This window comes from Staphylococcus auricularis, from assembly GCF_051172115.1.
GTDB lineage: Bacteria > Bacillota > Bacilli > Staphylococcales > Staphylococcaceae > Staphylococcus > Staphylococcus auricularis_A.
Genome location: NZ_JBPIZN010000001.1, coordinates 227452 through 253419, shown reverse-complemented (window position 1 = coordinate 253419; position 25968 = coordinate 227452). Strand labels below are relative to the sequence as shown.

Annotated in this window: 27 protein-coding genes; 1 reads left to right on the top strand and 26 read right to left on the bottom strand. The window is 36.6% G+C overall.

The window, feature by feature from the left end; all coding sequences use genetic code 11:
* The 6 genes from dnaJ to lepA all read right to left on the bottom strand — a co-directional run bounded on the left by dnaJ (position 1) and on the right by lepA (position 8232).
* Positions 1–1134 (bottom strand): molecular chaperone DnaJ, encoded by a 1134-nt coding sequence (dnaJ, locus tag ACSBRB_RS01270; protein WP_107392635.1) that lies wholly within the window; start codon positions 1132–1134, stop codon positions 1–3.
* 271 nt (positions 1135–1405) lie between these two features.
* Positions 1406–3262, bottom strand: coding sequence for a molecular chaperone DnaK (gene dnaK, locus ACSBRB_RS01265; protein ID WP_435031260.1), 1857 nt, complete (start codon positions 3260–3262; stop codon positions 1406–1408).
* A 58-nt stretch (positions 3263–3320) separates the two neighbouring features.
* Positions 3321–3992 carry a nucleotide exchange factor GrpE gene (gene grpE, locus ACSBRB_RS01260; RefSeq protein ID WP_435031259.1) on the bottom strand — a complete coding sequence of 224 codons (672 nt, stop codon included), beginning with the start codon at positions 3990–3992 and terminating at the stop codon, positions 3321–3323.
* Positions 3993–4018: 26 nt separating this feature from the next.
* Positions 4019–4999, bottom strand: a complete 981-nt coding sequence (hrcA, locus tag ACSBRB_RS01255) for a heat-inducible transcriptional repressor HrcA (RefSeq protein WP_435031258.1) — start codon at positions 4997–4999, stop codon at positions 4019–4021.
* 100 nt (positions 5000–5099) lie between these two features.
* On the bottom strand, positions 5100–6224 hold the full coding sequence (gene hemW / locus ACSBRB_RS01250; protein WP_435031257.1) for a radical SAM family heme chaperone HemW: 1125 nt from the start codon (positions 6222–6224) through the stop codon (positions 5100–5102).
* Between the two features lie 181 nt (positions 6225–6405).
* Entirely contained in the window at positions 6406–8232 is a 1827-nt protein-coding gene (gene lepA, locus ACSBRB_RS01245) for a translation elongation factor 4 (protein WP_435031256.1), read from the bottom strand.
* Positions 8233–8719: 487 nt separating this feature from the next.
* On the opposite strand from lepA, the gene rpsT reads away from it, so the two are divergent.
* Positions 8720–8971 (top strand): 30S ribosomal protein S20, encoded by a 252-nt coding sequence (gene rpsT / locus ACSBRB_RS01240; RefSeq protein ID WP_059107257.1) that lies wholly within the window; start codon positions 8720–8722, stop codon positions 8969–8971.
* A 69-nt stretch (positions 8972–9040) separates the two neighbouring features.
* On the opposite strand, the gene holA is transcribed toward rpsT, so the two are convergent.
* The 20 genes from holA to greA all read right to left on the bottom strand — a co-directional run bounded on the left by holA (position 9041) and on the right by greA (position 25957).
* Positions 9041–10015: a DNA polymerase III subunit delta gene (gene holA / locus ACSBRB_RS01235; RefSeq protein WP_435031255.1), complete on the bottom strand. Its 975-nt coding sequence runs from the start codon at positions 10013–10015 to the stop codon at positions 9041–9043.
* Positions 10016–10090: 75 nt separating this feature from the next.
* Positions 10091–12154 (bottom strand): DNA internalization-related competence protein ComEC/Rec2, encoded by a 2064-nt coding sequence (locus ACSBRB_RS01230; protein ID WP_435031254.1) that lies wholly within the window; start codon positions 12152–12154, stop codon positions 10091–10093.
* Between the two features lie 155 nt (positions 12155–12309).
* Positions 12310–12771 (bottom strand): ComE operon protein 2, encoded by a 462-nt coding sequence (locus ACSBRB_RS01225; protein WP_059107253.1) that lies wholly within the window; start codon positions 12769–12771, stop codon positions 12310–12312.
* Between the two features lie 131 nt (positions 12772–12902).
* Positions 12903–13601 (bottom strand): helix-hairpin-helix domain-containing protein, encoded by a 699-nt coding sequence (locus ACSBRB_RS01220; protein ID WP_435031253.1) that lies wholly within the window; start codon positions 13599–13601, stop codon positions 12903–12905.
* Between the two features lie 53 nt (positions 13602–13654).
* On the bottom strand, positions 13655–14371 hold the full coding sequence (locus ACSBRB_RS01215) for a class I SAM-dependent DNA methyltransferase (protein ID WP_435031252.1): 717 nt from the start codon (positions 14369–14371) through the stop codon (positions 13655–13657).
* A gap of 1 nt (position 14372) precedes the next feature.
* Positions 14373–14726: a ribosome silencing factor gene (gene rsfS, locus ACSBRB_RS01210; RefSeq protein ID WP_435031251.1), complete on the bottom strand. Its 354-nt coding sequence runs from the start codon at positions 14724–14726 to the stop codon at positions 14373–14375.
* Positions 14727–15311 carry a bis(5'-nucleosyl)-tetraphosphatase (symmetrical) YqeK gene (gene yqeK / locus ACSBRB_RS01205; protein WP_435031250.1) on the bottom strand — a complete coding sequence of 195 codons (585 nt, stop codon included), beginning with the start codon at positions 15309–15311 and terminating at the stop codon, positions 14727–14729.
* Entirely contained in the window at positions 15304–15873 is a 570-nt protein-coding gene (gene nadD / locus ACSBRB_RS01200) for a nicotinate (nicotinamide) nucleotide adenylyltransferase (RefSeq protein WP_435031249.1), read from the bottom strand. Before nadD ends, yqeK begins: the two co-directional genes overlap by 8 nt.
* A complete protein-coding gene (gene yhbY / locus ACSBRB_RS01195; protein ID WP_435031248.1) occupies positions 15873–16163 on the bottom strand; it encodes a ribosome assembly RNA-binding protein YhbY in 291 nt (96 codons plus the stop codon). The genes nadD and yhbY overlap by 1 nt, the downstream gene beginning before the upstream one ends.
* An 18-nt stretch (positions 16164–16181) precedes the next feature.
* On the bottom strand, positions 16182–16979 hold the full coding sequence (gene aroE, locus ACSBRB_RS01190) for a shikimate dehydrogenase (protein WP_435031247.1): 798 nt from the start codon (positions 16977–16979) through the stop codon (positions 16182–16184).
* A gap of 12 nt (positions 16980–16991) precedes the next feature.
* Complete coding sequence (gene yqeH / locus ACSBRB_RS01185; protein WP_435031246.1) at positions 16992–18098, bottom strand: ribosome biogenesis GTPase YqeH; 1107 nt, start codon at positions 18096–18098, stop codon at positions 16992–16994.
* A 12-nt stretch (positions 18099–18110) separates the two neighbouring features.
* Positions 18111–18626: a YqeG family HAD IIIA-type phosphatase gene (locus tag ACSBRB_RS01180; RefSeq protein WP_435031245.1), complete on the bottom strand. Its 516-nt coding sequence runs from the start codon at positions 18624–18626 to the stop codon at positions 18111–18113.
* An 11-nt stretch (positions 18627–18637) separates the two neighbouring features.
* Positions 18638–19330 (bottom strand): 5'-methylthioadenosine/adenosylhomocysteine nucleosidase, encoded by a 693-nt coding sequence (locus ACSBRB_RS01175; RefSeq protein ID WP_435031244.1) that lies wholly within the window; start codon positions 19328–19330, stop codon positions 18638–18640.
* Between the two features lie 234 nt (positions 19331–19564).
* Positions 19565–20791, bottom strand: a complete 1227-nt coding sequence (locus ACSBRB_RS01170; protein ID WP_435031243.1) for an NRAMP family divalent metal transporter — start codon at positions 20789–20791, stop codon at positions 19565–19567.
* Positions 20792–20794: 3 nt separating this feature from the next.
* Positions 20795–21553 (bottom strand): 5-oxoprolinase subunit PxpA, encoded by a 759-nt coding sequence (pxpA, locus tag ACSBRB_RS01165; protein WP_435031242.1) that lies wholly within the window; start codon positions 21551–21553, stop codon positions 20795–20797.
* On the bottom strand, positions 21553–22911 hold the full coding sequence (locus ACSBRB_RS01160) for an acetyl-CoA carboxylase biotin carboxylase subunit (RefSeq protein ID WP_435031241.1): 1359 nt from the start codon (positions 22909–22911) through the stop codon (positions 21553–21555). The genes pxpA and ACSBRB_RS01160 overlap by 1 nt, the downstream gene beginning before the upstream one ends.
* 29 nt (positions 22912–22940) lie before the next feature.
* Positions 22941–23393, bottom strand: a complete 453-nt coding sequence (locus ACSBRB_RS01155; protein ID WP_435031240.1) for an acetyl-CoA carboxylase biotin carboxyl carrier protein — start codon at positions 23391–23393, stop codon at positions 22941–22943.
* A gap of 3 nt (positions 23394–23396) precedes the next feature.
* Positions 23397–24401, bottom strand: coding sequence for a 5-oxoprolinase subunit C family protein (locus tag ACSBRB_RS01150; RefSeq protein ID WP_435031239.1), 1005 nt, complete (start codon positions 24399–24401; stop codon positions 23397–23399).
* The gene (gene pxpB / locus ACSBRB_RS01145; RefSeq protein ID WP_435031238.1) at positions 24391–25125 is read right to left on the bottom strand and encodes a 5-oxoprolinase subunit PxpB; all 735 of its coding nucleotides are present in this window, start codon (positions 25123–25125) and stop codon (positions 24391–24393) included. The genes ACSBRB_RS01150 and pxpB overlap by 11 nt, the downstream gene beginning before the upstream one ends.
* Positions 25126–25480: 355 nt before the next feature.
* On the bottom strand, positions 25481–25957 hold the full coding sequence (gene greA, locus ACSBRB_RS01140) for a transcription elongation factor GreA (protein WP_059107237.1): 477 nt from the start codon (positions 25955–25957) through the stop codon (positions 25481–25483).
* Between the last annotated feature and the right edge of the window lie 11 nt (positions 25958–25968).

Below are 25968 nucleotides of genomic sequence, written 5' to 3'. Positions count from 1 at the left end.
TTATTCTCCTTTAAAGAAGCGTTTCGCTTTGTCTTTGAAATTAGAGGATTGTTCTTTAATTGACTCACCGCTAATATCTGCGAATTCTCGTAATAATTCTTTTTGACGGTCGTTGAGTTTCGTAGGTGTGTTCACTTTAATATTAACAAAGATGTCACCATAGCCGTAGCCATGTACATTTTTAACACCTTTTTCTTTCAATCTAAATTGTTTAGCAGTTTGTGTACCTGCTGGAATCGTTAACATGACGCTACCTTTAAGTGTAGGGACTTTAACTTCATCACCTAAAGCAGCTTGTGCAAAGCTCACATTTAAGTCATAGAATAAATCATCGCCATCACGTTCGAATTTATCAGAAGGTTTAACTCTGAATACAACATATAAGTCACCTTGAGGACCACCATTTTCACCAGGTGCACCTTCACCGGCTAATCTGATTTGTTGATCATTGTCTATACCTTCAGGTACTTTGACATTGATTTTAACGTTTTTGTTTTCTGTACCTTTACCATGACATGTTGGACATGGTTCTTCAAATTCTTCACCTGTACCATCACATACTGGACATACTTTTTGAGTTCTCACCCGACCTAAGATGGTATTTTGTTCGACCGTTGTATGGCCTGAGCCATTACAATAATGACATGTTTTTTTCTTAGTACCCGGTTTAGCACCGTTACCATTACATGTATGACATTTCACATCTTTACGGATTGTGATATCTTTTTTCGCACCAAATACCGCCTCATCAAACGTAATTGTCATATTGTATTGTAAGTCGTCACCTTTACGTGGTGCATTAGGATCACTTGAGCGACCGCCACCGAAGAATGAACTAAAGATGTCTTCAAAGCCGCCACCAAATCCGCTAAAGTCTTGGCCTCCGAATCCTTGTCCACCAAAACCACCTTGTGGACCATCGTGACCAAATTGGTCGTAGTTAGCACGTTTATCCGGATCACTTAAGACTTCATAAGCTTCGGATATTTCTTTGAATTTTTCGTCGGCGCCTTCTTCTTTATTTATATCTGGGTGGTATTTTTTAGATAATTTACGATAAGCCTTTTTAATTTCATCTTTGGATGCGTCTTTACTTACACCTAAGACTTCATAGTAATCTCGTTTGTTGGCCACTGTCTATCTCTCCTTTCCATTTTTAGAATAAACACTACTTAAAAAGGAAAAAGAGGCTGGGACATGTGATAGTCCTAGCCCCTTAAAATCTTTCAGCCTTATTCGGACAGTTGAATACTGGAATCATTACATATACATGTATTGCATTCCACATCATTATGCCTAGCGTGAGCGCATTACTGTTCATTCATAAACAGTGGTCTTACGCTCACACTCTATATGGCTAAGCAAATGTTTCAATTGATATGACGAGTTTATCTCTCATCTAAAATTATTTGTTATCTTTGTCGTCATCGTTCACTTCAGTGAAGTCAGCATCTTCAACGTTGCTGTCGTTGCTTTGGCTGCTGTCGTCACCTTGTGATTGTTGCGCTTGTTGTGCTTGTTGTTGCGCTTGTTGTGCTTGTTGGTAAACTTTAGCAGATAAGTCTTGAACTACTTTTTCAAGATCTTCTTTTTTAGCTTTGATGTCGTCTAAGTCTTGACCTTCAAGTGCTGATTTAAGCGCATCTTTTTTCTCTTCAGCGTTAGATTTATCATCATCACTGATGTTGTCGCCTAAATCGTTGATCGTTTTTTCAACTTGGAATACTAAGCTATCAGCTTCGTTACGTAAGTCACTTTCTTGACGACGTTTTTCATCGGCTTCCGCATTTTCTTCTGCGTCTTTAACCATACGATCAATTTCATCATCTGATAATGAAGAACTTGATTGGATAGTGATGTTTTGTTCTTTATTTGTACCTAAATCTTTAGCAGTAACGTTTACGATACCGTTTTTATCGATGTCGAAAGTGACTTCAATTTGTGGTACACCACGTGGAGCTGGTGGAATATCAGTTAATTGGAATCTACCAAGTGTTTTGTTGTCGTTAGCCATTGGACGTTCACCTTGTAATACGTGAATATCTACGGCTGGTTGGTTATCTGCTGCTGTTGAGTAAACTTGTGATTTAGATGTTGGGATTGTTGTATTACGTTCGATTAACGTATTCATACGACCACCCATGATTTCGATACCTAATGAAAGTGGTGTTACGTCAAGTAATACAACGTCTTTAACGTCACCTGTGATAACCCCACCTTGGATTGCTGCACCCATTGCAACAACTTCGTCTGGATTTACACCTTTATGAGGGTCTTTACCAGTTTCTTTTTTAACTGCATCTTGTACTGCTGGAATTCTTGTAGAACCACCAACTAAGATCACTTCGTCAATGTCTGAGCTTGAAAGACCAGCATCTTTAAGCGCTTGGCGAGTTGGTTCCATTGTTTTTTGGATTAATGAATCTGATAACTCTTCGAATTTAGAACGAGTTAAGTTTACTTCTAAGTGTAATGGACCATTTTCTCCAGCTGAGATGAATGGTAATGAAACTTGAGTTTGAGATACACCTGATAAGTCTTTTTTAGCTTTTTCAGCAGCATCTTTAAGACGTTGTAATGCCATTTTATCTTGTGATAAATCTACGCCATTTTCTTTTTGGAATTCTGAAACAAGGTAGTCGATGATAACTTGGTCAAAGTCGTCACCACCAAGTTTATTGTCACCTGCTGTTGAAAGTACTTCGAATACACCGTCACCTAATTCAAGGATTGATACGTCGAAAGTACCGCCACCTAAGTCAAATACAAGTACTTTTTGGTCTTGTTCAGTTTTATCTAAACCATAAGCTAATGCTGCAGCTGTTGGTTCGTTGATAATACGTTCAACTTCTAATCCAGCGATTTTACCAGCATCTTTAGTTGCTTGACGTTCACCATCGTTGAAGTAAGCTGGAACAGTGATAACTGCTTTTTCTACTTTTTCACCTAAATAATCTTCAGCAGTTTTTTTAAGATTTTGTAAAATCATTGCTGAGATTTCTTGAGGTGCATATTTTTTACCTTCGATATCAACTTTATAATCTGTACCCATATGACGTTTGATTGATTGTACAGTGTTAGGGTTTGTGATTGCTTGACGTTTTGCAACCTCACCTACTTGTGTTTCATCATTTTTGAAAGCAACAACAGATGGTGTTGTTCTTGCGCCTTCAGGGTTTTGAATGACTTTTGGATCGTCACCTTCTAATACTGCAACACAAGAATTTGTTGTACCTAAGTCAATACCTATTACTTTACTCATAACTAATTTCCTCCTAAATAAAATGTTGTTGATTAATATTTAATGTTGTTATGAAAATCTATTGGTTTACCTTAACCATGGAAGGTCTCAACACGCGTTCTTTCAATTTGTATCCTTTTTGTAATTCTTGAGTGATTTGACCACTTTCATAATCTGAATTGTCATCTTGCATCACTGCTTGATGGAAGTTTGGATCAAATTGTTGACCTTCTGTTTCAATGACTTCTAAGCCATTATCTTTCAACGCTTTCAATAGACTATCGTAAACCATTTGAACGCCTTTTTGAAGTGAATTAAATTTTTCAGTGTCACCTTCGATTTGTAATGCGCGTTCAATGTTGTCGATAGTTGGTAAAATATCTGTTAGCACACTTTGTGCTTGATACGTTTTCATTGTTTGGTTTTCTTTTTGAATTCTTCGTTTATAATTATCAAACTCTGCATAGAGTCTTAAATATTTTTCTTCATTTTCTTTAACTTCGTCTTTTAATTGTTGAATTTCTTCATCTTTCGGATCTACATCTTGCTGTTCACTTTCATCTTGTAAATCGTCATTTTGATTATCATCATTTGTTTCAGAAGCTGTATCTTCAGTGTCTTGTGTTTCTTCAGTCTGCTCAGAAGCAGTTGCTTCCTCTGCATTAGCAGTCTGCTCAGTTTCTTCAACTGATTCAGCTTCTGTTTGTTGTTCATCAGTTTGATTGTTTACTGATTCGTTTGTTTCTGCCATGTTCTGCCCTCCAATACTCATTTCAATCACCAAATTGCGTTTAGTAATTGAATTACATTCTGATAGTGCATTGCTGTTGGTCCGATAACTGCAATCTTACCTTTGAGTTGGCTATTGATGTGATATTCACTCGTCACAATTGCAATATCACTCATAATCGGGTCGATTTCATGACCTATTTTTACGTTAATAGGTGATGAATTTGCTGTATCTAACAACTGAGTCACACGATTAGATTCGATATACTGTAAAATCGGTTGTATCGAAGAAACGTTAGACTCATTTAACACGTTGATCAGCTTAACCTTTCCGCCCATATAAATGCCATTACTTTGATCATCGATATGAATTTGAATAGTGTTGATCATTTCTTTAATGAACTCTTTTTCAGTGAGTGAATCTGCAAAAGAATTCAAGTCAAATTCAAACTGACTATGATTCCATTCGCTACATTTTGCAGTGACAAAATTAGCTATTTTAGTCAACTGCTCAGAGGTTAACTCCATTTTCGAAGTTAAATGCAAATGTTCAACATGACCAGATTTAAATACGGCAATCATAATCACTAAGTAAGCACTTGCACGGACCAAGTGGATATTATCAATGATATCTTCACTATGATCTGGACGCATAACCAATGTTGTATATTGAGATGCGACGGATAATTCTCGTGCAAACTCACTTAACGCTGATGCAATGTTGAAGTTATTTTCAACTAACAATGATTTTAAGCGTTGTGTTTTGCTTTGTTGATGATGAGATGTTTCTTCCAATAGGTTATCTACATAGTATCTGAACCCTAGTTCCGAGGGCATGCGTCCTGAAGAAGTATGCGCTTTTGAAATGAGTTGTTGATCTTCTAACACTTTCATTTCATTTCGAATCGTCGCTGTACTTACTCCAAGATGATGACGTTGTATCAAAGTCTTTGATCCTACTGGTTGGTCTAAATCCACATAATCTTCAACAATCGCATTTAATATGCGTAATTGTCTATCGGTAATCATGTTTTCACCTCATTAGCACTCTCTTGTTTCAAGTGCTAATTATAATATAACAAGTTGGTCAAAGTAAGTCAATGTTAAAGCCTCTGTTTTTTTTAAGTTTTTATACACTGAGTAAAAACGCTTCAAACACTTCGTTCCCTATTACTTTTCCACGTTCTGTCATAGAGAGAAAATCACCGTGCTTCACTAACAATCCTCGATTGATGAGATCTTGAATCGTTTCACCATAAATATTTTCAATCGGCTCATTAAATTTTTCATTGAATCGTTGAATGCTAACGCCGCGGTTCATTCTCAAACCTAAAAACATTTCTTCTTCCATTTGTTCTTCTCTTGTCGGAAATGTGGAATGTAAAAGTGGACGTTCATTCTGTTCTATTTTTTTAATGTAATGATTAACAGGATTTACATTTGTATACCGTTCTCCATCGACATAGCCACTCGCACCTGCACCAAAGCCATAATAGCCTTCATTTTTCCAGTACACTTTATTATGTTCTGATTCATGACCTGCTTTCGCAAAGTTAGAGATTTCATATTGATGCATCTCACTTTGTTCCATACGGTGCATTAAGTATGTGTACATTGCTTCCCCTAAATCCTCTGAAGGCAGTTTAAGTTTACCTTTACGATACAAGTTATAGAATTGTGTTTTCGGTTCAAGAATGAGGCCATAACTAGAGATGTGATCAATATCCATAGATAACGCAAGCTCTAAACTCTCTTTAAAATCATCCAAAGATTGTTTGGGAAGATCATACATCAAGTCCAAACTAATAGAAGGGATACCCACTTGACGAGCATTATCAACAGCTTGATAAATATCAGAAGTTTGATGGGTACGACCCAAAATATCTAATAGTTCTTGTTTAAAGGTTTGCACACCCATCGATAATCGGTTCACACCATATTGATGAAGGAGTTGTACTTTTTCTAAAGTAAGTTCATCAGGGTTTGCTTCGAAGCTGAATTCACCTTCAATCGTAAAGATGCGAGTAATCGCTTTGAGTAACTTTTCTAACTGCTCATAACTTAAAGCAGTCGGTGTTCCTCCGCCTACAAACAGTGTTTCTAACGTTCTAACCTCACTTTGTTCCATTTCTTTGATTAAACAGTCTAAGTATTCATCTACAGGCTGATTATGAATGAAATACTTATTAAAATCACAATACGTACAGATACGCACGCAGAATGGAATATGTATATAAGCACTTCTCACTTGCATAGACTCACCTCTCTTCAAATTGATTGTACTCGCTCACAAAAATAAGGAGCGGAATGGAAATCGCTATAAGATTTCTAACTTCCGCCCCATGAGAACTGTTCCTAGCTAAAATTATACGGTATTCGATGTATTTTCATATAGATTAACTAAATTAGAACTTGCAAATTAAAAGAACTTAAAATTACGAATCGTCATCCATTTTAAGTACGGCTAAGAAAGCATCTTGTGGTATTTCAACATTACCGACTGCTTTCATTTTCGCTTTACCGGCTTTTTGTTTTTCTAATAATTTACGTTTACGAGTAATGTCACCGCCGTAACATTTAGATAGTACATTTTTACCCATAGATTTAATATTTGTACGAGCTACAATTTTTTGACCTACTGCAGCTTGGACAGGCACTTCGAATTGCTGTCTTGGAATAAGTGTTTTCAGTTTTTCAACAAGTGCTTTTCCACGTTCATAAGCAAATGTTTTATGGACAATGAAACTTAAAGCGTCTACTTTATCTCCATTTAATAAGATATCCATTTTCACGAGATCACTTTCTTTATTTTCAATGAACTCATAATCAAATGATGCATATCCTTTGGTATTAGATTTCAACTGATCAAAGAAATCAAACACGACTTCTGATAATGGCATTTCATAGATGATATTGACGCGGATATCATCGAGATAATCCATATTGATAAATTGGCCGCGACGTCGTTGACATAGTTCCATAACAGCACCCACATAGTCATTCGGCACCATCATTGTCGCTCTAACATAAGGTTCATAAATCGTTTCGATTCTGTCACGTTCAGGCATTTGTGCAGGATTATCTACCGTTACTTCTTCTCCAGTTTTTAAGAAACATTGGTAAATAACAGAAGGTGCCGTCGCAATCAATTCAATGCCAAACTCACGTTCAATACGTTCTTGAATGATTTCCATATGCAACATACCTAAGAAACCAGTTCTGAAACCAAAACCAAGCGCTTGTGAGGATTCTGGTTCGAATTCGAGTGAGGAATCGTTTAATTGTAATTTTTCTAACGCTTCACGTAAATCGTTATAATCTTTATTATCAATTGGGAAAAGTCCGCAATAGACCATCGGATTCATTTTTTTATATCCTGATAATGGTTTATCAGCTGGACGTTCAGCATGTGTGATGGTATCCCCAACGCGGGAATCATCTACATTCTTGATACTTGCGATGATATAACCCACATCACCAACTGTAAGTTCTTCAATCGGTAATTGTTTAGGTGTATTAATTCCTACTTCAGTAACTTCGAATTCTTTGCCCGTCGCCATCATTTTAATACGATCTCCTGCTTTTACCACACCTTCTACGACACGAATAGAAGAAATAACACCGCGGTAAGAATCGTATTCTGAGTCAAAAATAAGTGCTTTTAATGGCGCTTCAGGATCGCCCTCAGGTGGTGGTACAACGTCAACTAATTTTTCTAAGATTTCTTCGATACCAATATTAGATTTTGCACTTGCGAGAACCACATCGTCTTGATCTAATCCGATAACGTCTTCTATTTCTTGTTTTACTCTTTCAGGTTCAGCTGCAGGTAAATCAATTTTATTAACTACAGGAAGTAATTCTAAATCGTTATCTAAAGCTAAATAAACGTTCGCTAATGTTTGTGCTTCAATCCCTTGTGCAGCATCTACCACTAGGATTGCCCCTTCACATGCAGCTAATGAACGTGAAACCTCGTATGTAAAGTCGACATGTCCTGGTGTGTCGATAAGATGAAATGTATAGGTCTCTCCATCTTTCGCTTCATATTTTAAACGCACCGCATTTAATTTGATTGTTATCCCACGTTCTCGTTCTAAATCCATTGAGTCTAACAATTGATCTTGCATATCTCGTTCTTCTACAGATTTAGTATTTTCGAGAATACGATCAGCTAAGGTTGATTTACCATGATCGATGTGAGCAATTATAGAAAAGTTTCTTATATTTTCACGTCGCTTTAAACGTTCTTGTTTATCCATATTCAATCATTCTCACTTTCGTTATTCTAACCGATTAAAAATCTTCAATATCGTAGTAATGTTAACGTTTTTACTACTTGAATGCAACTCACTTTTTTAATTCTATCATTAAACAGAGCCTATGCTTGAGCCATTCAACCTTAATCCATCGTAAAATGTGCTATGATAACTTAAAGGTTATCGTGTCTATCATTTATGAATGGTATTGCATGTGACTCCAAAAATTCTATACTTTATCTACTCATAATAATTTAACCTACAACGTCAATTATATAGCTAATATGTAATGTTTCCAACTGGATACGTTGCACGATGTATATTTCATGGTACTTCTTATTTTACCTTATGAAGCACGTGGTTCATATCGGAAACGCACAGATGATATACTCAAAAATGATTGCAGAAACACCACTGTTTTGGTAAAATATTTCTTGTTGTAATCAAATTTGAATTTGATGCCATAGTGCACTTTTAGGAGGTGACAGATATGCCAAATATTAAATCTGCAGTCAAACGCGTTAGACGTACTGAAACAGCTGAACAACGCAATAACTCTCAAAAAAATCAAATGCGTACAGCAGTAAAAAGAGCGAAATCAGCTATCGAAACTAACGCAGACAATAAAACTGAATTAGTAAACTTTGCTACTAAAAAAGTAGATAAAGCTGCGAAAAACAACTTAATCCATTCAAATAAAGCTGATCGTATTAAATCTTCATTAATGACAGCTAACAAATAAGAATGATTGAGTTAAATAAAAGAAATGACAAACTGCGCGGTCTTAAAGACTTAGCAGTTTGTCATTTTTTTATAAGGATAAAATAAAGAGTTCTAAGATTAAGTTTTTATCCATGTAAGAAGATTTCAATTTATAGTCGGTTTCTGCACAGCTATCGATAATATTAAGTAGTGACGGTAACGAATAGCGTCGAGCTTGATTACCTGCTAATTTCACACGATAAGGATGTGCATTCACGGTCTTAGAGATTTGTTGATTACTATAACCCTTTTGTTGTAAAATCTTGGACTGATAATACAATCGATAATTACTAGTAATGAGCGCAAGCAATTTGATCGGTTCTTCTTTCATCGCTATTAAATCTTTCACTAACCCTACCGCTTTTGCTTTTTTATTCTGTTGTATATAATCCGTTAGTAAGAAAACATTCTGTTCTAAGCTTCGATTGACAATTTGTTTGACGTCATCTTTATTAACCGTATTATGATCCCCTAAGAACAAAATTAACTTCTCTAATTCTTGTTTAACGATATTATAATTAATACCCGTTAATTCAATAAACAAGTTCAGCGCATCTTCTTTAATATCTTTATACTCATGATTCAGATATTGCTTAATCCACTGTTTCATCTCTTGTTCAGACATTTGTTCTATTTTACTGAGACGCGTATGTTTTTTTAATGTTTTAACCACTTTTTTTCTTTCATCCAGCTTCGCCTGATACACTTCAAACACGATCAAATTTTGACCATCGTACTTTTCAAGAAATTCCATCAAAGCTGAAGTATTAGGTTGTTGATCTTTGGCAACCTTTTCCCCAGTAAAAACAAAGGCATTCTTCACTAAAATCGCTTTTTTATCTGAGAAAAAAGGGAGAGTTAAACTTTCCTCGATAATTTGATTGATATCATGATCATATAAATTATATTTTACAAAGTTGAAATCATCTTTTTCTTCACCTAAGTATTTTTCAATTAATTGATTAGATTCCTTTTCGACCAGTTCAGGCACTTCACCATAAACCGTTACAATATTACCACTCAACGTCAGCACCCTTTCTACTATTCACAGTAAAATACTATATCATCGTTAACCAAAAATACAGTGTAAAGCATTTGCTTACCGCGCTGTTTGAATGCGCATCGGTTGTTCTAGAGTAATCGTCACTTCCCCAACCTCAGCAGTATTGATTATAGTAGATTGATGTTCGAGTAATAAAGCCTCTACCTCTTTATTTGGGAACTTATAACGATTTTGATTGCCAGAAGAGATAAGACTAATATCAGGTTGGGTCATACGTATAAATGCTTCACTTGAACTTGTTTTACTCCCATGGTGTCCAACTTTTAAAATATCTATTTTAGGCAAGTCATATTTTTTGAGTAGAATCGCTTCATTTTCCTTTGTCGCATCTCCCATAAATAGCACATGGTAATGACCCACTTCTAAAAGTGTAATAATCGAATGTAAATTAGCATCATCACTCGTAGGGACGGTCGCATCCAATAGGTAAAAAGTTCCAGAAGTTAAAACGATATTGGATATATCTCTAAAATCATTGACGCGCGTATCCAGTTTGTCTGCATAATGTTTAAGATAAGTGAATTGTTCAGGATTAAAACTGTCCTTATTGATAATGAGTTGCTTAACGTGGATTTGGGTCATGATATAATCTAGCTCTCCAATATGGTCAGCATGAGGATGAGTGATGATTAAATAGTCGATTTTTGTGATTCCGCGCTTTTTAAACGTGGGTAAAATTTGGTATTTACTTATTGAGTGATTATTGAGTTCGTTCTCACGCTTTGCTTTGCCTCCTGTATCTATCATGACCGTTTCCCCTGTGTGATTTTGAAACAAAAATGCGTCGCCCTGACCTACATCTAACATTGTGAGTTGGTTTGTATGTTGAAGCGGCATCTTTGTAATAATAACAGCAAATAACGTGAATATAATGACGGCGATCACAAACTGTCGTTTTACAAAATAATAAAGTACTAAAAGCAAGACGAAGAGTACGAAACAAAGCCACACGTGACTGAGTTGCGGAATAAACCATTTAAATCTCACAAAATATAAACAAATTTCAACACACCGATCATGTATAAAAAATAAAAAGTTAAGTAGATGATCTAACAAATAAAAAGGAAGCGGTACATGAAGTAAAACAAAGCGGAGTAAAGCGAGTGGAAATAATAAAAAGGTATAGAAAGGAACAAATAGTAAGTTTGAAATCAGCCCCATCCACTGAATCTCATTAAAGTGGTAAGCACTGATCATAAAAGAACCTAATTGCGCTATAAAAGTAAGATAGAGTAAATTGAGCCAACCTTTTTGATTATGCTCAAATAGCGGTTTCGATAATAAGATAAATAAAGTGATTAAAAAAGAAAATTGGAAGCCAATGTCATAAATAAAATGAGGAAAAACAAGTGAGATAAATACAAAGCATAAACCCAATGTATCGACACCTTGATTGAACCATTTGCGAGGCAAGAAGAGGATGAATAGTACTGTAATAATAGATCTTACAGCACTTGGTGCCAAATCGGTATATAGTCCAAAAACAATCAAAACGATACATAATATGATTTTATTAATCACGGTAGGTACGCGTAATCCTATTAAAATCGTAAAAATAATGGCACTTAGAGCGGTGACATGAGAACCGCTGACAGCTAGCAGATGATAGATACCTATGGCTTTTACATCTGTAAGCTCTTTTTCATCTAATTGAGATACATCGCCTGAAATTAACGCCACGATACGTCCAGGAAATTGTATTGCTGTCGCTTGTAACTGTTCATTAATAAATTGTTGATGCTGCTTGATATAGTCATGTTGGGGTTCAGTCGTCACAGCACAACTGTCAACATCCACAGACTTGATAAATAAGTGAAATGGACTATGAATGTGATCGTTGATTGGCTTAAACTTCCCGTGAATTTTACATGTTAATGGAAATATCGTATTTTTTTGACCCAGACTATCGTGCTCTTTTTTTGGATAATAGCTATACTTATAACTTTCATCTCGTACCGTTACAATACCCTTTAACTGCGTCCCTTTTTTAAGCGGTTGTTGCGTAAATGTCGCTATGCCGTGATATTCACTCAGTTGCTGCATTTCGTTAAAGTGCTCGGTTTGCACTTTTTCATGATGTCGAAAATAAAAATGACTCAACAATACAGCACCCATACATAATAAGACATAAATTGTAGTAAAACGTTTTTGAATCGCTATAAAAATTAATACAGCACCTAAGCAAAGTGCTAGTGGTTTGACATGTAACCCTAAAATACCAATAAAAAACTTAATGCTAAATAAAACAATAAGTTTTATTGATCCAATAAATATTGTGCTACATGTGCTTTATCAAACGGAATTCTTTTATATTTTACTCCAGATTGTTCTAGTAATTTTATAGCATATTCGTGGTTGTGATAATCTTGTGCATAATAAATTTCTTTAATGCCTGCTTGAATAATGGATTTCGTGCAGTTTAAACATGGAAAATGTGTCACATAAATGGCTGCCCCTTCTGTAGATACACCTTGCTTTGCACATTGTAAAATTGCGTTCATTTCAGCATGTATTGTTCTGATACAATGCCCATCTTCAATGAGACACCCTTCATCGATACAATGCACTTCTCCAGCAACAGATCCATTATAGCCACCTGCAATGATGCGATGATCTTTAACAATCGTTGCACCCACAGATAAACGTTGACATGTAGACCGTAATGATAGTAAATGACTTTGTGCCATAAAATATTCTTCCCATTTGATGCGTTCCATAACTGACATACACACTATATCTCATTATCAAAATCGCTTGTGCAATCGATAATGAATATAGTTACTCCTTTCTATTGTCTATTTATCCTATCTTTTAGATTAATCGTTCAATGACGCTTATGCAACAAAATTTAAACGGTGAGATAAGGTGCGAGGTTCTCAAACGTCTTATCCCCAATGCCTTTAACTTCTTTAAGCTGATCAATAGAAGTAAATGATCCTTGTGTTTCTCGAAATTCAATAATTGCTTTTGCTTTTGATGGTCCGATACCAGGAATGGTCTGTAAATCTGTTTCAGTCGCTTGATTAAGGTTAACTTGTGGCTTGTCGCTGGTGCCAGTCTGTGTTGTACTTGGAGCAGTTCCACCTACTGATGCAGGTGCCGTAGCAGTATTTGTTGCTTGCGCTACTTCGCCCTTTTTAGGAATATAAATCAATTTCTGATCTACTAATTTTTCGGATAGATTAATAGAAGATAAATCAGCATCTTTAGCAACTTTTGCTTTATCAAGTAACTGTTTCACACGATCACTGCTCTTCATTTGATAAATGTTTGGATGTTCAACTGCACCTTTGATGTCCACATAAATATCTTCTATCTTATTTGTTTGTTTGGCATATCCTTCACTCTTTATCTGCATTTGTGTTGGTGAAGCCTTTTGTTTTGCGCCACTTTCAGCTTGTAACAGCGACGTCGATTCAAACGGTGGGTCTTCATCTTCCTGATGCGTCCAAGTCAATCCAAGAAATAATATTACGAAGCCAAGTCCTATTAGAATAAACAACTTCCACTTGTTCAACCACTGTTGGATTGTTTCCCAGTTTGTCATTATAAAAAATCACTCCTTTCTCTTTATACACGTAGAAAGAAGTGATTTTACTTTTATTTAGTTACGATGAAGAATAAACGATTTCCTTTGTCACTATGATTTTGAACATCAAAATCTACAAACGTTTCAATATGTTTAAACCCAGCTTGTAACAACATTTGTTTATAGTCATCTTCTGCAAATGTACGTTGATAATGTGATTCGTCAAAACGATGATACGTACCGTCTGCTTGTGCTACAAAAAATGACATATCGTGCCATACACTATCAGGTTCTTCTCCTTTAACCGCTTCCCAAGCTAAAAAGACTTGATCTGTTTCGTCGATATAGCATTGGTCGTTAAACAGTGTCGACATTTTATACAGTGTATGAACATCAAACATAAATACACCATCATCGTTTAAATGATGATAAACGCGCTCAAACGTTTGTTGCACATCTTCTGTATCACCCAAATAGTTTAACGAATCACAAAATATTGTGATTACATCAAACTGTTGTTGCAAGTCAAAATCAGTCATGTCGCCTTCGAACCACTGAACTGTATTGGATTTCTCTCTGGCAACTGCTAACATATCTACACTTAAATCCATACCAGTGACATGATCAAATTGATCGAGTAACGTGGTAAATGAACCTGTCCCACACCCTATATCTAGGATTGAATGTGTTTGATTACTAAATCGTTTAACGATGTCCAACCACGTTTCATAGGGCTGATCCATCGTTAACTGATCATAAAATGAACTCATTTCTTCGTACTGGACCATTTTAATAAACAGCCTGTCCGTAAGAACCTAATGGAGCATCTTGATATAATTTCTCTAGATTATAATAACTACGTTCATCTTTGTGGAAAATATGAACGACAACATCAGCAAGGTCAATCAAAATCCAACGTGCTTCGTTATAACCTTCCATGCATTTCACTTCAATGCCTGCTTCGTGAGCCGCATCTTTCACTGCTCTCGCGATGGATTGAACTTGACGTTCGTTATTACCATGACTGACTACGAAGTAATCTGTCATATCACTGATGCCTTTCATATCCAAAGAAATTACATCTTCTGCTTTTTTATTTTCTGTTGCTTTCACAGCAATATCTAATAATTGTTCTGAATTCATTTAATCATCCTTTACTCTTTCATCACTATAATTATAATAATTCAAACATGCAAGGGTATCGTCATAAACGTTAATGTCTTTACTAATCAAGTGTAACACAGTACGCTTAGAAATTTCATAAATTGTTTTATCTAAGCTACCTTGATTGTATGCCATATTGCGGATTTCTTCAACGCCTGGGGTTTTTCTACCTGGTTCAATATAATCCGCAATAAATACTAGTTTTTCTGTTTTTGTCATTTGTGCGCGTCCGGTTGTATGATAATGGATCGCTAACAATATTTCTTCATCTGTAATACCGAATTGTTCTCTCATGATCACAGATGCTACAGGTCCATGTAAAATTTCTGCCCCATAGCTTAATAAGTTTTGATCTAAATCGTATTGTCTTACGATTTGATACATGGAGCTTAAATCATCATATTTGCAATAATCATGTACAATACCTGCAAGTTCAGCTTTATCGGCGTCCCCTTCATATATTTCGGCGAGTTTAACGGCAGTATCCGCAACTCTTAAAGAGTGTTCATATCTTTTTTTCGGTAATTTATCTTTGACAGCTGCTTTAGCTTCTTCACTATTCATATAAACCTTCCTCTCTAATATATTGTTCAACGGTTGGAGGAACAAGCACTTGAATATTTTGTCCGTTTTTTATTCGTTTTCTAATCATACTTGAACTGATGTCGATTCGAGGTATATTCACAGCTAACATCCCCGCTTCAACGTCTTGGGAAGATTGATTTCGGTTAACGACAACAAATGTCACCATTTCCTTCAATTCTTCGATTCGATACCATTGGTCTAACTGATCATATTGGTCAGTACCAATCACGACGTAAACGTTGACGTCACCATAATTATCTATGATTTCTTTAATCGTATCAAATGTATAGCTTTGTCCACCACGCTCTAATTCCGTATGATTAATTTCCCCAAATTGTAAAATATCAATAACTGATTCAATCATATGTACTCGGTATTTTGAATCTAAGAACGCATCGTGAGTTTTTAACGGTGACATGTAACTAGGCAAAAATATAAACTCGTCTGGTTGAATTTGATGATAAACTTCGCTAGCGACGACCATATGCGCAGTGTGGATCGGATTAAATTGTCCACCGTAAATAACAATTGAATGTGTCATTATGGCAATTCAATCTTTTTATTTTCAGTAGATTCTTTATAAAGCACGATCATAGATCCAATCACTTGGACAATTTCACTCTCTGTTGCTTCACTGATGGTTTGAGCTAAATCATCTTTATCATCAAAATTATTTTGTAGTACATGAATTTTAATCAATTCACGTTTTTCTAAAATATCGTTGAGTTGCGCGACCATATTTTCATTCACTCCACTTTTACCGACTTGGAAAGTGGGTTCGATATGATGTGCTTTACTTCTTAAAAATCTTTTTTGTTTCCCAGATAACATCTATTTATCTCCTTTTCTTTATAAATGTTGTAAGACAATGTCTTTCATAATATCAATATTTGCCTGATGACCCGTCCATATTTGATAGCTTTCTGCGCCTTGATATACAAACATATCTAAACCGTTATATATAGGATTCCCTTTTTGTTCGGCATCTAACAATATCGGGGTCTTCGCTGGAATGTAAACAATGTCACTCACGAGTGTTTTTGGCGCTATATTTTCGAGCGAAATCACTTGTCCTGTATCGCCATTCATTCCGGCTGGTGTCGTGTTAATGATGATGTCAAACTGTTCGAGTGTGTTTTCCGCTTCATCGAGAGATAACTGTTGTACCTCAAGATTCCAATTTTCAAAACGGCGCATCGTTCTATTCGCAACTGAAATGGGTTTTGAGACAACGTCATCTAATGCATGTGCGATACCCTTACTCGCACCGCCAGCACCTAAAATTAAAATACGTGCCTCATTCAAGTTCGGGTACACTGCGTGAAGACCTTTCACATAACCTATACCATCAGTATTATAACCAATCCAACGACCGTCTTTAATATGAACTGTATTTACAGCGCCAATGTCACGCGCTTTCGGATCAATATCATCTAAATATGGAATGATGTGTTCCTTATGAGGAATAGTGACGTTAAAGCCGTTTAAATCCTTTTCAGCAATAATATCTTTGATGTGGCGAAAATGTTGTTCTGGAATGTCTAAAGCTTCATAAGTGTGATCTTCTCCTAATGCACTAAAATTAGCATTGTGCATCACTGGTGATAAGGAATGTTGAATCGGATGACCAATGACTGCGAATTTCACGCTGACCCCCCCTTACATAATTGATTTTCTCAAGATAACATCGACTACTTTTGGTACACGTACAATCACTTTTGCACCTGCTTCAATCGTAATAAAGCCTAATCCAGCAATCATGACATCTTTTTTCTCTTTACCTGTCTCAAGACGAACGGCTTTCACTTGTTCGAGATCAAACTGATCGGGGTCACTCGGTGGTGCGAGTACCGAACCCAGTTGATTTCTCCACAAATCATTCGCTTTTTCTGTCTTAGTTCGGTGAATATTTAACTCGTTAGAGAAGTAACATATTAAAGGACGTTTACCACCGCTAACGTAATCAATTCTAGCTAAGCCACCAAAGAATAAAGTCTGTCCTTCATTCAGTTGATACACACGTTGTTTGATTTCTGATTTAGGCATGATCGTTTTGAGCTCTTTATCAGTGACATAGTGTGTCATTTGGTGAGCTTGGATGATGCCTGGCGTATCAAACATAAAGTGTGTTTCATCGAGTGGAATATCAATCATATCGAGTGTTGTACCAGGAAAACGAGACGTAGTAATCACGTCTTTTTCACCCATCGTACGTTCAATTAATTTGTTGATGAGAGTCGATTTTCCTACATTAGTCGTACCAACAATATAGATATCTTCATCTTTGCGAATACGATTAATTGCATCGAGTAAGTCTTCAATGCCTTTCCCTTTTTTAGAAGAAAGTAAGACCACATCCTCTGCAATCAGACCATATTTACGAGATGTTTTCTTCAACCATTCTTTTAGCCGACGTTTATTGATTTGTTTAGGTAATAAATCAATTTTGTTTGCAGCCAAGATAATTTTTTTATTACCCACAATACGTTTCAGTGCATTGATAAATGACCCTTCGAAATCAAAGACATCGACGACATTAACGACGATCCCTTTTTGATCTGCTAAACTGTTTAATAAGTCTAGAAAGTCATCGCTATCTAAACCGACATCTTGAATCTCGTTATAATTTTCCAAACGAAAACAACGCTGACAAACAACATCTTCTTTGAATAAGTTATGTTCAGGGACATAACCTGGTGCACTTGGATCTTCTGATTGTAGCGGTGCACCACAGCCTATACATTTTAATACTTCTGTATCAGACAAATACTATTCCTCCTACTTAATATATCCTCGATTTTTAAAGTGATGTAACAATCGTCTTTCAATGATACGATTACATTTCGTCATCATACCATCTGTAGATTTAATAGGCACAACCATGATGGTATACAGGTGATTACGATTACCACCAAATACATCCGTTAACATTTGGTCTCCGATGACAACGACTTCTTCCGGTTTTAATCCCATTTGATGGACTGCTTTTTTAAATGATTTACCCATTGGCTTACGTGCTTTGAAAATATAATCCACATTAAGTGAACGTGCAAAACTTGCTACACGTGATTCGTGATTGTTTGAAACAATCGTTACCGTGATGCCAGCTTCTTGTAGAGTTTGAAACCAGCGTTTAATCTCTTCGGTTGGTTCTGCAACATCCCAGCCAACTAAGGTATTATCTAAATCTGTTATAATGCCTTTGACGCCAGTTTCCGCCAATTGTTGAATATCAATTTCAAACACAGATTGTACATACTGGTTGGGCATAAAATTACTTTTCAATAATCCCATTTCTTGTCACCTTATTCATCTAAACTTTCAATTAAGTATCTCACCATGTCACTTGATGATTTAGCCGCTTCACCTAAAAATTCATCAAATGTCACATTGGCTTCACCATTCGATTTATCAGATATCGCTCTTGTAATGATAAATGGTACATCAAATTGATAACAAGTTTGCGCGATCGCACCAGCTTCCATTTCTACTGCAAGTGCTTGATTAAAATGACGTTTGATTGTTAAGCGTTGTTCATTTGAACCGATAAAGCTATCACCTGATACAATTAAACCTGTGTGCGCTACAAGTTGTTGTGCTTCGATCGCATCAATAGCTTTAGCGAGTAATTGTTGATCTGCATTATAGACAGCAGGCATATCTGGTAACTGTCCTAAAACATAACCAAACGCGCGGGCATCCGCATCATGATAACCCACTATTTCACTCACAACGACGTCACCAATATTCAATTTTTCATCTAAAGCACCTGCTGACCCCGTATTGATGATGATTGAAGGTTTAAATTCATTGATGAGTAGTGCAGTTGAGATAGCTACGTTGACTTTCCCAATACCACTTTGCGTCAAGACTACAGATTTTCCTTTTAACGTTCCTTTATAAAATTTAACGTGAGCGATGTTAATCTCTTCAAGTGATTGTAATTCACCTTTTAATATCGCGACTTCCTCTTCCATCGCACCAATAATACCTATCATGACTGTCACCTCTACTATATATATTTACTTTAGCTATTTTATCATATTTATGATGTGAGCTCGATATAAGATCGTTGTTCTATCTTATTTTACCTGTTTAGGAAAATGAACAAACATTGAAACACGTAACGCCGTTCAATCATTTTTAGTGCCATAAGCGCACGAAAAAAGAACTCAAAATGAAACGTGACGTTCCACTTTAAGTTCTGATATAATGCTACAAGTTTCATTACTTTATTTAAAAAGATCAAATAATCCTTGTAATGAGAAAACACCGGCAAAAATTGTGATGACGACGGCTACAATACCGAAAACGAGCATCCAAGTTGGATGACGATAATCACCTACGATTGAGCGACGTTTACTTGCAATTAAAATCGTACCTAATGTAATTGGTAAGATTAAACCATTTAAAGCCCCTGCAATAATTAATAATGTCACCGGTCTACCTACAGATAAGAAAATAATGGTTGAAATAACGATGAAAGTAATAACGATTAAGTTATTTTTATTAAATAATGATTTATGCATCGTCTTAATAAATGTTGCACTCGTATAAGCAGAACCAATCACTGAAGACATGGCTGCTGCGAATAATACAACGCCAAATATATTTTTTCCTATAGGACCAAGAACATGTTCAAAAACAGATGCAGGTGGATTCTCAGAACTGAGTGTGACACCTGTAACAACCACACCTAGTACAGCTAAGAATAGCAATGCACGTAAAACACCCGTCGTTAAAATACCGGTAATCGCTGCTTTATTTACAAAAGGAAGGAAATCTTGACCTTTAATACCTGAATCTAAAATTCTGTGGGCACCAGCAAAAGTGATGTATCCACCAACAGTCCCACCAACTAATGTGATAATAGGTAATACAAGCGCAAACGGTTGTTCAGGTAATACCATATGCGTCAGTGCCTCACCATAAGGTGGACTTGCTTTAAACATAACAAACGCTACGATAACGATCATGAGCACACCTAAAAACATTGTGACAACGTCCATAATTTTTTGGCCGCTCTTACTCACGAAGATAAGGATTGCTAGAACTGCTGTAATCGCAGCACCCCACTTCACATCTAAGCCAAAGATCGCATTTAAACCGAGCCCTGCACCTGCTATATTACCAATATTGAAAGCAAGACCACCAATACCGATTAAAATAGAAATGAAGGTCCCTAATCCCTTAAATACATCATTTGCAATCTCTTGACCGCGTTCACCTGTGACAACAAGCACACGCCAAATATTGATCTGTGCACCAATATCAATCAGGATTGATAATAATATCGCAAATGCAAAGCTTGCTGCAAATTGAGCTGTAAAAACCGCAGTTTGCGTTAAGAACGCAGGACCAATGGCTGACGTTGCCATCAGAAAGACTGATCCTAGCAATAGCCTCCTGTGATTTTTTGTGATTTTAAACGCCTCTGTTTGAGGTTTCTTTTCTCTCATAGTTTAACCCCCTAATTGTGTAATCGAAATACCTTCTTTCGATAACGCTTTTCTTATTTGTGTGACGAATTCTAAAGCATGTGCGCCATCACCGTGTACACAGATCGTATCTGCTTGTAAATCAATTTCTTTACCAGTTCGACTGATGACTTTGTTTTCAGTCACCATTTTTAATACTTGATGGATGGCTTCATCACTATCTCCAATTACCGCATCACTTTCTTTACGGCTCACAAGCTGTCCATCTTCTTCATAGCGACGGTCAGCGAAGACTTCTGAAGCTGTCGTTAAGCCCACTGCTTCCGCTTCAGAAATTAATAAAGTATTGGATAACCCCACAAAAATAAGTGATGGATCAAAATCATACACGGCTTGGGCAATCGCATGCGCAATGTCTTTGTTACGCGCGCCCATTTGATACAATGCACCATGAGGTTTAACGTGATTCATTTTAACATCATGAATACTGCAAAAACCTTGTAAGGCACCTAATTGATATGCAACGATGTTATAGATTTCTGTTGCTGGTATATCCATATTATGACGTCCAAAGCCTTGGAGATCTGGTAAACCAGGGTGCGCTCCAATGCCAACGTCGTGTTGTTTTGCGAGTTTAACTGTTTCGTTTAGCACGTTCCAATCCCCCGCATGGAAACCGCAAGCGACATTTGCTGATGTGATCAGCGGAATAATCTGTTGATCTCCTCCGAACCCATAATTACCAAACGCTTCACCTAAGTCACAATTCAAATCCACTTTCATCATGATTCCTCCTTCGCGATTTGATAACGATCTAAGAACTTGATATCGACATCTTTCGCATCGTTTTCCACATAAACTGGATGTGTAAGTACAGCATATAAGAAATCAGCTGTCGTTGTGAAACCATCAATCACCATTTCATCTAGTGTCTTTTTCAATTTGTGAATCGCCCCAGCACGTGTCGTCGATTTAACAATAACCTTCGCCACTAGAGAGTCATAGTATGGTGAAACACGATAACCTTGGTATAAGAGTGAATCCACACGTACGTTAAATCCTTGTGGCAGATGCAATGCATCGACACGCCCCGGTGTCGGTTGGAAATTTTTCTGTGGATTTTCTGCATTAATTCGTGCTTCAATCACATGTCCATCAAATTGAATATCTTCTTGTGAAAATGGCAAAGAGCCATGTACCATTAAATATAATTGCGCTTGTAATAAATCTCTGTTTGCTCTCATTTCAGTCACGGTATGTTCAACTTGAATCCGTGCGTTCATTTCAATGAAATAATATGCATCTTCTGTCACGAGAAATTCGATGGTCCCTGCGCTACGATAGTCTGAAGCTTTCGCAACTTTCACTGCGTCTTCGCACATGTTTTGTCGCTTTTCATCTGAAAGTGCAGCACAAGGTGATTCTTCGATGAGTTTCTGATTTTTACGTTGGACAGAACAATCACGTTCTCCTAAATGTATGTATTCAGATATGCCATCACCTAACACTTGAACCTCTACGTGTTTGGCTACCGGGATGAACGCTTCAACATAAACACGGTCATCATTAAAGTACTTTTTACCTTCACTTTTAGCTTCTTTCAAAGCCTTCGGTAACTCTTCTGCAGTTTTTACGATACGGATACCTTTACCGCCGCCTCCGCTAGCTGCTTTGAGCACGACTGGGAAATCGATGTCTTTAGCGATTTCTTCCACCTCTTCAACGGTGCTCACTGCGTCAGTTGAACCAGGTATAATCGGTACACCTGCTGCATCTACCGTTTGTCTAGCAGTAATTTTATCTCCCATCATTTTCATCGTTTGTTGCGTAGGTCCAATAAAATAGATATCATTCTCTTCTACTTTTTTAGCAAATGACGGGCTCTCAGATAAAAAGCCATAGCCTGGGTGAATCGCGTTTGCACCAGTGATCATGGCTGCTGAAATGATGCGATCTTCATTCAAGTAACTATCTAAAGGATTCGCATCTCCAATACATACCGCTTGATCAGCTAGGCTGACATGTAAACTAGATTCATCACCTTTAGCATAAACTGCTACTGTTTCAATATTCATTTCTCGACAGGCTCGAATAATACGAACTGCGATTTCTCCTCTATTTGCGATTAAACAACGATACACTGCTTTCGCCCCCAATTGTCAAAAGTTAATTATTTTACCTTGATAATCGTCTGATCATATTCCACATTAGATCCGTGGTCGACAAGGATTTCTTCTATTGTTCCCGAAACATCGCTCGTAACTTCATTCATGACTTTCATTGCTTCGATGTAGCCTACGATGTCTCCTTCATTAATTTGATCTCCGACTTTTACGACTGGATCAGTGAGTTCTTTTTCATCTTGAAGATAAAATGTACCGACCATTTGTGTTTTAATTTCTTTAAGATCATCTGAAGCTGCTGATGCTTGATCGCTTGAAGATGAATGAGCACTATTCTCATTGTTGGCAGCTGTTGAAGTTTGTTCTATTGTTTGTGTAGCTTGTTGATTATCTTGAGTGAAATCTAATTCAATTTCATGTTCATAATCTTTGTATTTAAATTTTTGTACTTCATTGTCTTTAACTAATTTAATTATTTTTTCTACTTGTTCAAAATTCATTTTCTATTCTCCTCGTAACAATTTTTGTAATCTTTGAGACGTCGTTCTTAACTGAGACAAAGTAAATAACGGCGTTGTGTCTATTTGATTTAATTGTTCTTTGAAAGCTTGAATTTTTTCATTATATCGCTTTGTGGCTTCTTCTGTAGATATCCACTCAAAGTGAATCGTATCTCCAGGCTTTTTCTGAGCTAGGAATGGCAGATCTGCTTTGCAAACTGTCGCAATCTTAGTATAGCCTCCTACCGTTTGTTTATCATTGAGTAAAATAATAGGGTTCCCATCATTTGGTACTTGGATACTACCTAATGCAACAGGTTCAGAGATGATATCTGCACTGCTTTCTGGCGCTAAATTCACGCCTTGTAAACGGTAACCCATGCGATCTGCTTGTTCTGAAATCGTAAAATCATTGTTGACGATCGCTTCCTTGACCTCATCAGAAAAGGCATCGAATTGTGGGCCTTCAATAATATGAAATAGTGATTGATCTTCAGGTAGTAGTGATACATCAGAACTCAACCCTGCATATTTGTGATAGCCTTCGTGCTCACTCACTTGAATGATATCATTTGTTTTTAATACGCGTCCTTGATAACCACCTATACCACTTCGTGTATGCGTAGAATAGCTACCAGCCACACGTGGCACGTCAATCGGATTGGCGAAGTGGATATAAGCTCTGACACCTTCTACCGCTTGGTTCAATGCGAGCACATCGCCTTTCTCAGCCATGATCACACTTTGATTAGTTACAGGTTGATCATTTAAGGTAGCTTTAAAATGTGCTCCCGTAATGACAAACGTATTCGGTTCTAAAAACTGTATCGTTGGCCCAATCACCGCACATTCAATCGCTGGTCCATCATTGTGAATCAGTGCTTGACCAAGTTGGTAATGTAATGGATCAAGTGCACCAGCGGTTGAAAAGCCTTGATCCTGATAACCAAAACGTCCTAGATCTTGTATGGTTGAAAACATTCCAGGTTTAACAATTTTAATGCTCATGACTAACTTTCACCCACTTTTCCATCACTTGTTCGCCGTTCTCTTGTGCAGCAATGATTTCATCATATGTTTCTTGATCGATTGCATAGAATTGTATGTAATCTCCAGGTTGATAAATGACCATCGGATCTTGCTCCATATTCAGTACTTTAACTGGGGTACGACCGATAATTTGCCAGCCTCCTGGAGAAGCACTTGGATACAATCCAGTTTGATTGTTCGCAATACCAACTGAACCTGCTTCTAATTTAGTTCTAGGTTCTGAACGTCTTGGTGTATGAAGTCTTGTGTCTAAGCCACCTAAAAACGGAAATCCTGGCATAAAACCTAACATATATATTAAGTACTTATTTGCTGTATGTAAGCGAATCACTTCCTCTGTTGAAAGATCGTTGTGTTCAGCAACTGCTTCGATATCTGGTCCGAATTCATCGCCATAGCAGACAGGTAAATGAATCACACGAGCAGAAGATTTTTCATCTGCCATGCTTTCCAATTGAGCTTCAGAAATGTCTAATGACTCAAGCACAGCTTGTGGCGTGCTCACAGTCATATCAATGATTAACATCACCGCTCTATAAGAAGCAACCGTTTCAATGATTGCTTCATGTTGTTGTTTATGTATGTAATTTACAAGTAATTGAACTTTATCATATGTTTTGGGATCTATTTCTTCTTCGAAATAAATCATAATCGTTTCTTCGTTAATAACTTTAAAGTCCAAAAAGAAATCCCCCTTTTAAGTCCTTAGTGAACTTTAAAATATACAATACAAGCTAATTATATCATCTTACAATATTAATTGTTTAATAAAGATTAGTTATTGAATTGCATAATGTATACTTATTGTATCACGGAAGTGTAATACATAGAAATTATATTTCGTTCCATTTAGAACATTCTGACTTTTGTCACACCTTTATCCCAGTAATTTTAAAAGTCACATGTACTATTCTATTTTTATTTCGTTATCTTATCAACTATATGCGTTCATATAAAGCATCATTATGTATCCAAGTAGCCAAAATATGTAAAAATTCCCGAACAAATGTGATGTTTGTTCGGGAAAAATATCCTTTTTATTCAATACCTACGATTTTAACATCGATTTCAGCACCATTTGGTAAAGCTACACGTACTTCATCGTTTAAGTGTTTACCAATTAAGCTTTGTGCCATAGGTGATTCGTTAGAAATTTTACCATTGAATACGTCTGCTTCTGCAGAACCTACAATTTTATAGCTTTCTTCTTCGTCCCCTGGCAGCTCAACAAATGTAACTGTTTTACCGATTTGAACAACGTTGTTATCGCCGTTATCTTCAATGATTACAGCGTATCTGATCATGTTTTCAACACGTTGAATGTCTTGTTCAATGAAGCCTTGTTCATCTTTAGCTGCATCGTACTCAGAGTTCTCAGAAAGGTCCCCGAAAGAACGTGCCACTTTAATTTTTTCTACGATTTCTGGTCTTTTAACTGTTTTTAATTCTTCTAATTCTTGTTCTAGTTTTTCATAACCTTCACGAGTCATTGGATATTGTTTTTGATTTTCCATAGTGTCATCTT